Genomic DNA, 10551 nt, shown 5'->3' on the forward strand with positions numbered 1-10551 from the left:
AGCCACCCGGGGGTACGGCCACGGTGGCGAACCTCGCCGCGTTCCGCGACGTCGACCCGGCGCACGGCGAGCTGCCCGCGCTGGTCTGGGGCACCGTGCCCGCCTCGGTGCCGGACGGTACGCGGCTCGCGGTGGCGGTCAACGGCACGGTCGGCGCCGTCGTGCCGGTGGTCCCGCCGGACGACGGCGGCCGGCGGTTCGCCGCCCTGCTCCCCGACGACCGGCTGTTCGCCGCCGGGGCCAACCGCCTCGATCTCTACCGCGTCGACGCCGGCGGGACGCTGCGGCAACTCACCCTCTCGTGATCATCCACAGCATCGCGGGGTAGCCTCCGGGCCCGGGGTGGTCGCGCTTCCATCGGGTTTCCGAGCCGGCAAGTCGGGAATCGGGTGACGCATACCTCACCACGGAACCATCGCGAGCGGTGTCCTCCCCACCGTGATTACGGTAAAAGCGAAGGCAATTCAACGAAGATCTTGCCGGCGAAGCGAGGAACAGATGACGGAAGTCAAGCTCGACCACCCCGGTGGGCAGCTGTCGATGCCGGTGCAGCCCGCGGTCGAGGGGCCCGCCGGAATCGGGGTGGGCAAGCTGCTGAAGGAAACCGGGATGACGACGTACGACCCCGGTTTCGTGAACACCGCATCCTGCTCGTCCGCGATCACCTACATCGACGGTGACGCGGGCATCCTGCGGTACCGCGGCTACCCGATCGAGCAGCTGGCCGAGAAGTCCTCCTTCCTGGAGGTCTCGTACCTGCTGATCTACGGCGAGCTGCCGACCCAGACGCAGCTCACCGAGTTCAGCGAGCGGATCCGGCGGCACTCGCTGCTGCACGAGGAGATGCGCCGCTTCTTCGACGGCTTCCCGCGCGACGCGCACCCGATGGCCGTGCTCTCCTCGGCCGTGAGCGCCATCTCGACCTTCTACCAGGACAGCCTGGACCCGTTCGACTCCGACCACGTGGAGATGTCCACGGTGCGGCTGATGGCGAAGGTCCCCACCATCGCCTCGTACGCGTACAAGAAGTCGATCGGCCAGCCGCTGCTCTACCCGGACAACTCGCTGGGCTACGTCGAGAACTTCCTGCGGATGACCTTCGGCGTGCCGGCCGAGCCGTACGAGGTCGACCCGGTGATGGCCCGCGTGCTGGACATGCTCTTCATCCTGCACGCCGACCACGAGCAGAACTGCTCCACCTCGACCGTCCGGCTGGTCGGCTCCAGCAACGCCAACCTCTTCGCCTCGGTCTCCGCCGGCGTGAACGCGCTGTTCGGCCCGCTGCACGGCGGCGCCAACCAGGCCGTGCTGGAGATGCTCCAGAAGATCCAGGCCGACGGCGGCGACGTCCGCACCTTCGTGCAGAAGGTCAAGGACAAGCAGGACGGCGTGAAGCTGATGGGCTTCGGCCACCGGGTCTACAAGAACTACGACCCGCGCGCCGCCATCGTGAAGAAGGCCGCCCAGGACGTGCTCGGCCGCATGGCCAAGCCGGACCCGCTGCTGGACCTCGCGATGCAGCTGGAGGAGATCGCCCTGGCCGACGACTTCTTCGTCTCCCGCCGGCTCTACCCGAACGTGGACTTCTACACCGGCCTCATCTACAAGGCCATGGGCTTCCCGACCAAGATGTTCACCGTGCTCTTCGCGCTGGGCCGGCTCCCCGGCTGGATCGCCCAGTGGCGCGAGATGATCAACGACCCGGAGACCAAGATCGGCCGCCCGCGGCAGATCTACACCGGCTACGCCGAGCGGGACTACGTCCCCGCCACGGAGCGCTGAGCCCGGTCCTGACGGCGAAGGCCGCCGACCCCGTGCGGGTCGGCGGCCTTCGTGTCGGTACCGGACGGTACGTCAGCCCACCAGGGAACGGAGCGGGACCTGCGCGTCCCGGAGGGCGCCGACCAGGTCACGCAGGAACGGGTGCTCGTCGGCCTGCAGGCCGGCCGGATTCGGGATCACCAGGTAGGCCGACCCTCCCGCCACCGAGACCCGTGCGGTGTCGGTGTACCGGGCGACGACCGCTTCGGCACGACCGCGGTCACCGGCCGCCACCTCGACAGTGATCGGGCGCCACTCGCCGCCCAGGTCGTCAGCCACCGGCTGGGCCGCCGCAGCCGCCCGGGCGGGGTCGACACCCGGCGTACGCCGCGCGGTGCCGCGGTCCGCCGCACCCGACGGATAGAGCAGGGCGTTGGCCACCAGGTGCAGCCCGTTCTCGTTGTACGCCCGGAAGAGCGGGTTGAACGCGAACAGCACGGCCCGGCCGGCGCCGGTGGGCTCGTCCACCAGGGCGACCGTGCCCTTCAACACGTCGCTGCGGACGGTGTAGCCGTTCGCCCAGAACGTGTCGTCGGACGGGTAGGTCAGGACGTTGGTGCCGGTGCTGCTCGGGTTCAGGATCGAGTCGCTGTTGTTGAACTCGAAGTCCTCGGCCGGGCGGCCCAGCGCGACCGGGCTGCTGCCGTCGACGTCGACCCGCAGGTGCGAACCGATCATCCGGTAGTCCGCCGGCTTCGTCTTCTCGGTGGTGGAGGTGAGGCCGGCGGCCCGGGCCATCCGGGTGCCCTCGTTGCGCAGGCCCAGGTAGGTGTGGCCCTGGGCGATCCAGTTCCGCAGGTTGGCCTGCCCGGCGGCGGTGAGCCCGCCGGTCGAGCTGCTGCCGTCCGGCACGAGCAGCACGGTGCGGTCGGTGAACGCCGGGGTGTTGTCGTTGATGTCGGCCGTGGTCACCGGCGTGAGGTCGAGCCCCCACCGCTTGCCGAGCACGTACCGGGCCTCGCCGTGCGAGCCGGAAGTCGTGGAGATGCCGGTGCCCTGGAACAGCCCGACGTCCGGCAGGTCCACCGGGCTCCCGCCGGCCGCCGCGTCGCTCGGGCTCAGGGTCACCCCGAGCGACCGGGCCAGCCGGTCGATCTCCTGGGTCAGGCTCGTCGCGGGGAAGCCCACCACGCTGGTGTCGAGGTCACGGACGAGCGGCACGCCCCGGCCGAGCAGCCGGAAGGTGAGTTCGGCCGCCGCCGCCGAGTCCAGCGGGTACGCGTACGACCCCTTCGCGCCGGCCGCCGACGCCTTGCCGCCGGTGATCTGCCGGACCAGTTGGGCGTGCGGCCGGACGTCGTCGCCGGTGTAGATGGTGTCCACGCCCATGAGCAGCGGGTTGCTCCAGGAGGACACGTCGTAGAAGTAGGGGAACGGGACGTACGGGTCCTCGCCCATGATCGCCTGGATCCAGTGCTTCTGCGGCTGGTCCATCGGGATCCAGTACGCGCCGACCGGCACCGTGACGTCGGTCGCGGTGCGCCCACCGAAGACCCGGGCGGTGGGCACCTTCGTCGGCCTGGTCACCTCGTAGACCTCGACGTCCATCCCGCGCAGCCGCTCGACCAGCCGGCGCACGTCGGCGAGCTGCCGGTCGGGGAGCAGGAAGTACGAGCGGATCCTGAGGTCCGGCACCGGGAACTGGACGCTGTTGGTCGGCTGGACCACCTCGTTGGGCTCCAGCGTCCCGGCCCGGCCCTCGGCGAGCGCGTCCGTCCAGATCTTGAAGTAGCCGGTCAGCACCTCGTGCTTGTTCGCGGCGGCCCACCCGAGGGTGGACCACTGGGTGTGGAACTGCTGCTGGACCCGGTCGGCCACCGCCGACGCGCTGCCCTTCTCGAAGGTCATGCCGGCGGCGCCGAAGCCGGCGGCCGGGACGGTGTCGCCGTAGCCCATGAAGAACAGGTCGTACGTCGCGTAGTTGAAGTAGCACTCGGTGGTGACGGCGCCGCCGCAGGCGCCGTTGAAGCCGAAGCCGGCCTTGTTGGCCTCGCCGATCCGGTTGATCCAGTCGACGTTCTCGCTGGAGATCTCGTGGTGGATCGGGTCGGCGTTGGGCGGGAAGAAGTACTGCCGGCCGCCCATCTCGTGCGCGTCGATGAAGACCTGCGGCGGGTACTGCCGCAGGAGTTCGATCTTGCCGTCGGTCTCCTGCTGGGTGCGGGCGAACCAGTCCCGGTTCATGTCGAAGCCGTACTCGTTCTGCCGGCGGCTGGCGTCGCGACCGTCGGGGTTCTGGGTCGGCACGATGACCGTGACCAGGTTGTCGTTCCGCTCCGCGACCGCGCAGGACAGCCCGGATGCCAGCTCGTACAGGGTCTTGAGCGCGGCGTCCGTGCCGCTCTTCTCCCCGCCGTGCACGTTCGCGGTCACCCAGACGATGGCCGGGCGGTCGGTCGCGGTCTCGGCGGCCTTCTTCGCGGTTGTCCGGCGCGGGTCCCGCAGGTCGCGGATGTCGTCGGCGATCTGCCGCAGCGCGCCCGTCCGGACGTGCCGCTCGTTCGAGACGATGGCGTACGGCAGCGGCTGGCCGAGCACGCTCGTCGCCATGACGCCGGTCACCACCCGGTCCGAGGCGGCGTCGACGGTCCGCAGGTAGCTACGGACCTCGTCGTTCGTGACGACCCGCTCCTGGCCGGTGCCGAGCGGGAAGCCCAGCGCGGACTCGGGGCTGGGCACGGTGGACAGCCGGGCGGCAGGATCGTCGCTGCAGCTGGGGGGCGTGGGGGCGGCGCCGGCCGGCGCGCCTCCGAGCAACGGCGTCAGACCGGCGAGCAGGAGCAGCGCGGCGACGCCGGCCGTTCTTCTCGCGCGGACCGCGCTAAGTGGACGCGTGGACAGGCGCATCGGCATGCCTCGTTTCACTCGGCAGTAGATCCAGTGATCTGGATCGAAACGTATGACCTGCGGTTTCCTGGGGCAAGACTCGGTTCGTGCGGTCAGTGGGCGCGGTGCCCGCCCTCGCCGCCGGTGGTGGGCAGGCTGCCGAGCACGCGGTTGATGATGTGGATCCGCGCGTCGGCGACCTGGTAGTCGGCGCACACGGTGTCGGCCTGGTCGGCCAGGCGGGCGGTCCCCCCACCCCCGGTGACCGTCACCGTGGTGCCGGCGAGCGTGGTGACCCTGCCGGCGGCCACCAGGTCGGACAGCGACAGCGACCCGGCGACGAGGTGTTCGCGGAGCAGGCCGCGGAGCTTGTCCCGGTCGGCCAGCAACAGGTGGTCCAGGTTGTCCTCGGAGAACTTGGCCGCGAACGCGTCGTCGGTCGGGGCCAGGATGGTCACCCCCGAGCCGCCGTGCAGGTCGGCGGACATGCCGGACGCCCGCACCGCCGCCTCGAACGTGGTGAGGACGGGCAGCCACTGCAGAGCCGCCTCGGCCGGCTGGCCGGCGAGGGCAGCGGGATTGCCCGGGTCGCTGCCGGAGGGCAGCAGGTCGCACAGCGGGCCGCTCACGACGGGTGCCGCCTTCGGCGCGGCGCCGCCGGCCGCGGCCGGCGAGGCGGTGCCGGCGCCGGAGCAGCCCGTGCCGGCGAGCACCAGCGACAGCGCGACCGCGGCGAGCGCGGCGGTCCGTCGCCGGCGGGCCGGCCACCGGAGGCGGGGGAGAGATCGGGATCGCGGGGGGATGACGGGCCGTTCCACGGCGTTCTCCGGTCGGGTCGGGTCGTACCGGCAGGCCCGGAAGGCCGGACCTGCCGGTACGACGATCAACGGATCAGAGGCTCGCGCACTGGCCCGTCTTCGGGCCCTGCGTCGAGTTGCCCAGTTCCAGGTCGACCGGCGCCGCCGTGTTGCCCTCGCAGCTCAGCGGGCCGGTGACCGTGTTGGCCGCCAGCAGCGGCGCGTCGCCACCGTTGCCGGACACGTCGACCGGACCGTCGACCGTGGCGTCGACGACCACCACCGGGCCGGTGCCCTGCGCGATCCGGACCGGGCCGGTGACCGTGCTGTCGGTCAGGAAGACCCCGGCGGCGCCGGTGGCGTCCACCGGGCCGGTGATCGACGAGCCGGTGGCGACCAGCGTGCCGCCGGGCCGGACCCGGACCGGGCCGGTGACCGTGGCGTCGCGCAGGCAGGTGACGCCCGAGACCACCAGCGCGCCGTCGCGCGGGCCGGTCACCGTCGGGTACACCCGCTCGGCGTCGACCAGCTTCTCCACCGCCTGCCCGTCGAGCAGCAGGGGGATCAGCCCCCGCTCGGGCTGGGCCAGCGGCACCACGTACCCGTCGGCGACCTTGACCACCTTCCAGCCGTGCGCGGCGAGCCGCTGCGCCACGGTGGTCCGCTGGCCGGCCGGGCCGTCGGTGCGCTCGCCGTGGTACTGCTCCTCGGTGAGCCGGTAGGCGCACGGCGCCTCGGCGAGGATCTGGTCCTCGCGCGGTGCGTCCAGCGGCGGCGGGGCCTCGCCCGGGTGCGGCGCCGGGTACGCCGCGATCGGCCGGGAGCCGCGGAAGACGATCCGCCCGGTGTTCGACACCTGGAAGGTGATCGCGTCGGCCCGCGCCGAGGTGATCTCCTTGAGGTTCGCCCGGTGGTAGTCGAGGAACTGGTGGAACGTCCAGAGCGCCGAGTAGGACTTGCGCCGCCGGTTGTTCGCCGTGTTGCCCTCGTCCGGCCGGGTGGCGCCGCCGGCGCTGCGCAGCTCCAGCAGGGAGTTCACCACGTTCTTGAGGCCCAGCGTGTTGCGCAGGATCGTCTCCTCGCTCAGCCCGACGTTCCCGCCGCCGTTGCACCCGTACGGGCAGGGCCACCAGCCGTCCTTCGCGCCCTGGGTGTACATGTGACCCTCGATCATGTGCTGCGACTCGTCGAAGATCGGCTGGGCGACGTTCTGGTGCCGGGGCGGCAGCATCGGCAGGTCGCCGGCGCTGGAGTTGCCGAACTCGTGCCCGTCGTAGCCGGCCACGGGCCGGTAGTCGCGCAGCATCCGCACCAGCGCGAACGTCTCCGGCTGGCGGACCAGCGAGTAGTCCCGGTTGAGGTCCTGACCGGTGGAGTTGCCCCGGGTGTTGGCCGCCCGGCCGTCCCCGTTGATGGTGGGCACGATCAGCACGGTGGTGTGCGACAGCAGGTCCAGCGTGCGCGGGTCGTCGCTGAAGGCGAGCTGGCGCGCCATGATCAGGCAGGCCTCGCGGTCGCCGGGCTCGTTGCCGTGCACGTTGCAGTTGATCATCAGCGGCGAGGTCGCCGCCACCGCCGCCGGGGTGGCCGGCGGCGTGGGGTAGCCGATGACGAACATGTTGATCGGGCGGCCCAGCGCGGTCCGGCCGATCTCGGTCACCCGGACGCGGTCGCTCAACTCGTCGACCGCCGCCGTGTACGCGTACTCGTTGACGTCGCTGGTGTACTGCGCCGCGAGGGTGGTCTCCCACTGGGTCCGGAGGTTCTGGCCCGGCACGGCGGGGTCGCCCCAGGGAGCCCTGGTGGTGCCGGCCACCGGTGCCGAGTACGGCTCCGCGGTGGCCCCGACCCGGGCGCGGACCCGCCACTGGAACCGGGCGCCCGGCGGGAACCCGGCGTCGGCGAAGGTGGGCGAGGAGTTGTTGATCTGGCGGTTCGGCCGCCAGACGCCGGTGATCACGGCCGGACCGGTCGCCGTGTCGTCGGCCGCGACCGGGGTGCGCTCGATCTGGTAGTCGGTGGCGCCGTCGACCGGCGTCCAGGCGAGGGTGGCGTAGCCGTCGCCCTGCACGACCGTCAGGCCCTGGACCTGGTTCGGCTCGGCCGGGTCGGCCTGCGCGGGCACAGGCCCGGTGAACCCCGCCAGGGCGGCGGCGAGCAGGGCGGAGAGGAGGGCCGTCGTCCGTCTGTCTCTCATGGAAGCTCCAGAACAGGTGGGATGACTCGGTGCGGACAGCACACGCCAGCCACCCCGTCCACGGTCGACGGCGCGCGAATTCTTGAGGTTGATCTGAGGATCGGCGGTTCAGCCCGGCCGGAGCCGGTAGCCCACCCCGCGTACGGTCTCGACCAGACCGGCGTCGTCGAGCTTGCCCCGCAGGGCCGCGACGTGGACGTCCAGGGTGTGGCCGCCGCCCCAGGTGGTCTGCCAGACGTCCATCAGCAGCCGCTCCCGGGGCACCACCGTCCCGGCCTGCCGGGCCAGCGCCATCAGCAGCGCGAACTCCTTGCGGGTCAGGACCACCTCCCGGGCGCCGAGCCAGACCCGCCGGGCGTTGGGGTCCAGCCGCAGGTCACCGACCTCCAGCGCCGCCTCGCCCCGGGAGGTGCGGGCGGTGCGGCGCATCACCGCCTCGATCCGGGCCTGCAGCTCCGCCATCGAGAACGGCTTCACCACGTAGTCGTCGGCGCCCGCCCGCAACCCCGCCACCCGGTCCCGCTCGTCGGAGCGGGCGGTCACCGCGATGATCGCGATGTCCTCGTTGTGCCGGCGGATCTCCCGGCACAGCGCCAGGCCGTCCCGGTCCGGCAGGTTGAGGTCGAGCAGCATGAGGTCCACCGGCCCGGCCTCGGCCGCCTCCGAGGCGGTCGTGGCCGTGATGACCGAGTTGCCCCGCCGGCGCAGCGCGGCGGCGAGCGCGGACGCGACTCGCAGGTCGTCTTCCACCAGAAGCACCCGCACCGCGTCTCCTCGAACCTCGTCGCGCCCGGTGCCGCGAGTCTGTCCGATCCGGACCGGCCGTGACCAGTCCGAACGGAAGTTCACGGCCGGACGATCATGCGGGTCGAGCCGTCGGGCCGACCCGGTGAGCCGTCGAGCTGCGATCTTGGCGAGTTACCGTTCGCAGCGAACGACAGGTCGCCAAGATTCACACCGGTCCTCGCGGCGCGCGGAGCCCGCCTCAGGAGTTGCTCGGTGCCTGGAGGTGGAGAGGGAGGAGGAACGCGGCGGAGACCGCCAGCTCCCGGTCGAGCACCTCGTCGCGGGGGACGAAGACCATCGCCCGGCCCTCGCCGAGCACCACGTCCTCCTGGGTCGCGTCGGTGGTGCCGTGAAAGGCGTGGACGGTGACCGTGTGCGGGAAGCCCTCCTCGTAAGGGCGCGGGCCGGTCCAGAGGGGGTGCAGGTCGCCGGCGGTCAGGCCGGTCTCCTCCAGCAGTTCCCGGCGGGCGGCCTCCTCCGGCGTCTCGCCGGGCTCGATGCGCCCGCCGGGCAAGCTCCACTGGTTCGGCGAGACGGGTGCGTGCTCGTCGCGATGCTGGAGGAGGATCGCGCCGGAGGCGTCGACGAGCAGGACGAGCGCCACTTCGTAGCTGGCCATCAGCGGATCATGCCATGCGGATCCGGGGCGGAGACCCACCGCGATCGGCAGGACGGGCTAGTCGATCTCGTGGCGCTCTCGGCGATCCACTTCTCGACGTCTCGGCGAGCCCGACGTTCCGCTGTTCTTCAACCACGACGACGGCCGCCGCCCCACAACTGGGTCGGCGGCCGTCGCGGTCGGGCTCAGCGCAGGCCGGCGGCGGCCAGCAGGTTGCCCTCCGGCAGGGCGGGTAGGGACCGCCCGGCGGCCATCCGCTGCTCGGCCCGCTCCGCGGTGAACGCGGCGTCCTGAGCGACGGCCGCGGCGTACGCGGCGGCGGTGCGGGAGGCGATGGCGGACCAGCCGTACTGCTCGTGGACCATGGTGCGGGCGCGCCGGGCGAGCAGCCGCGCCCGGTCCCGGTCGGAGAGCAGCGCGTGCACCGCCTCGGTGAGCCCGTCCGGGTCCTGCGGGGCGAAGGTCAGCCCGGTGACGCCCGGCTCGACGATCTCGGCCAGCCCGCCGGTGCGGGACACCGCGAGCGGGGCGCCGGCGGCGGCCCCCTCCAGGGCCACCATGCCGAACGGCTCGTAGATGCTGGGCACGGCGAAGCAGTCCGACGCGGCCATCACGGCGGGCAGGTCGGTGCCGCCGAGGAAGCCCGGCATGCTCACCGTGGCCCCCAGCCCGAGCCGGTGCACCTCGGCCTCCAGGGTCGCCCGGTACGGCCCGTCGCCGACGATCACCGCGCGCAGCCCGGGGTGCCGGTCGCGCAGCCGGGGCAACCCGGCCAGCAGGTGCTGCACGCCCTTCTCGTAGACCAGCCGGCCGGCGAAGGTGATCAGCGGGCCGTCCCCGGCGAACCGGGCCCGGGCGGCGGCGACGGCCGAGCCCGGCACCCGCCAGCGGTGCGGCTCGACCCCGTTGGGCACCACGTCGACCCGGGTCGGGTCCACCCCGAACAGCGCGCCCACCTCGTCGCGCATGTAGCCGGAGCAGACGATCACCCGGCCGGACTCGGCGGCCAGCCAGTGCTCGACGCCGTGGATGGTGCGGTTCATCTCCTCGGGCAGCCAGCCCTGGTGCCGGCCCGCCTCGGTGGCGTGGATGGTGCTGACCAGCGGCACGTCGAGGTGCTCCCGCAGGGTCATGGCGGTGTGCGCGACCAGCCAGTCGTGGGCGTGGATCACGTCGTAGCCGCCGGACTCGGCGGCGCGCAGGGCGGCCCGGGTGAGGGTGTGGTTGAACGCCATGGTCCAGGCCAGCAGCGAGCCGGTGGCGAGCGGGAAGGTGACCGGGTCCTCGGCGGCGCGGACGATCCGCACGCCGTCGGCGTACTCCTCCAGCGGCGCGCCCTCGGCGTGCCGGGTGACGACGGTGACCTCATGGCCGGCGGCGGCCAGGGCGACGGAGAGCGCGTGCACGTGGCGGCCGAGGCCGCCGACGAGCACCGGCGGGTACTCCCACGACCTGGCTCTTATTCACCTCTCCGAGCCCAAGAGACCCTACTAGATATCGCACGC

The 10551-nt window shown here is 72.4% G+C and carries 7 protein-coding genes and 1 pseudogene; 2 read left to right on the forward strand and 6 right to left on the reverse strand.

The genetic code is table 11. The features are described from left to right. A pseudogene (locus ACW0Q9_RS25245) lies at positions 1-305 on the forward strand (sulfatase-like hydrolase/transferase); the annotation flags it as partial. 193 nt (positions 306-498) lie between these two features. Continuing rightward, entirely contained in the window at positions 499-1782 is a 1284-nt protein-coding gene (locus ACW0Q9_RS25250) for a citrate synthase (RefSeq protein WP_456185384.1), read from the forward strand. A gap of 72 nt (positions 1783-1854) precedes the next feature. Here the strand turns inward: ACW0Q9_RS25250 and ACW0Q9_RS25255 are convergent, their stop codons facing one another. The 6 genes from ACW0Q9_RS25255 to ACW0Q9_RS25280 all read right to left on the reverse strand — a co-directional run bounded on the left by ACW0Q9_RS25255 (position 1855) and on the right by ACW0Q9_RS25280 (position 10509). Further along, the gene (locus ACW0Q9_RS25255; RefSeq protein WP_456185386.1) at positions 1855-4668 is read right to left on the reverse strand and encodes a M14 family zinc carboxypeptidase; all 2814 of its coding nucleotides are present in this window, start codon (positions 4666-4668) and stop codon (positions 1855-1857) included. 92 nt (positions 4669-4760) lie between these two features. Then, positions 4761-5465 (reverse strand): fasciclin domain-containing protein, encoded by a 705-nt coding sequence (locus ACW0Q9_RS25260; RefSeq protein ID WP_456185388.1) that lies wholly within the window; start codon positions 5463-5465, stop codon positions 4761-4763. Between the two features lie 73 nt (positions 5466-5538). Further along, positions 5539-7641, reverse strand: a complete 2103-nt coding sequence (locus tag ACW0Q9_RS25265) for a M14 family zinc carboxypeptidase (protein WP_456185390.1) — start codon at positions 7639-7641, stop codon at positions 5539-5541. A 108-nt stretch (positions 7642-7749) separates the two neighbouring features. Then, entirely contained in the window at positions 7750-8406 is a 657-nt protein-coding gene (locus ACW0Q9_RS25270) for a response regulator transcription factor (RefSeq protein WP_456185392.1), read from the reverse strand. 220 nt (positions 8407-8626) lie between these two features. Then, complete coding sequence (locus ACW0Q9_RS25275; RefSeq protein ID WP_456185393.1) at positions 8627-9046, reverse strand: NUDIX hydrolase; 420 nt, start codon at positions 9044-9046, stop codon at positions 8627-8629. Between the two features lie 185 nt (positions 9047-9231). Continuing rightward, positions 9232-10509 (reverse strand): glycosyltransferase family 4 protein, encoded by a 1278-nt coding sequence (locus ACW0Q9_RS25280; RefSeq protein ID WP_456185395.1) that lies wholly within the window; start codon positions 10507-10509, stop codon positions 9232-9234. Between the last annotated feature and the right edge of the window lie 42 nt (positions 10510-10551).

This window comes from Micromonospora sp. I033 (assembly GCF_053890995.1).